Here is a 613-nt window from a genome sequence, read left to right on the forward strand (position 1 = left end):
CACGGCTTCCGGCCATCTGACCGGCGCTGATGTCGACAGCCCGTCCTTGACCTGGTCGGTGGTTGCGGGCAGCAGTCAGACGGGTAACCCGGACGGATCGGTGACCGGTACTTATGGCACGCTGAGCGTCAATACGAACGGCACCTGGAGCTATGTGCTGGATCAATCGAAGGCCGATCCGCTGACGGCCTTGGATCATCCGCAGGAGAGCTTCAAGGTCCAGCTGAGCGACGGCCAGGGCGGTATCACGACGCAAACGGTTGTGGTGACGGTCAACGGCACCAACGATGCGCCAACGATCACGATTGCCAATGGCGACAGCGTCAGCGGTATCGTGACCGAAGCGGGCGTTGGCGTTGCCAATGATACTGCTCATAATACGGCTTCCGGCCATCTGACCGGCGCTGATGTCGACAGCCCGTCCTTGACCTGGTCGGTGGTTGCGGGCAGCAGTCAGACGGGTAACCCGGACGGATCGGTGACCGGTACTTATGGCACGCTGAGCGTCAATACGAACGGCACCTGGAGCTATGTGCTGGATCAATCGAAGGCCGATCCGCTGACGGCCTTGGATCATCCGCAGGAGAGCTTCAAGGTCCAGCTGAGCGACGGC

At 61.3% G+C, this 613-nt stretch carries 1 protein-coding gene; it reads left to right on the forward strand.

Features of this window, described 5'->3' with window-relative positions; genetic code table 11:
* The coding region (locus QD409_RS35535) for a VCBS domain-containing protein (protein WP_430765052.1) at positions 1–613 on the forward strand (613 nt) is incomplete at both ends.

The sequence above is a fragment of the Rhizobium sp. BR 315 genome (genome assembly GCF_050577975.1).
Taxonomy (GTDB): Bacteria; Pseudomonadota; Alphaproteobacteria; order Rhizobiales; family Rhizobiaceae; genus Rhizobium; species Rhizobium miluonense.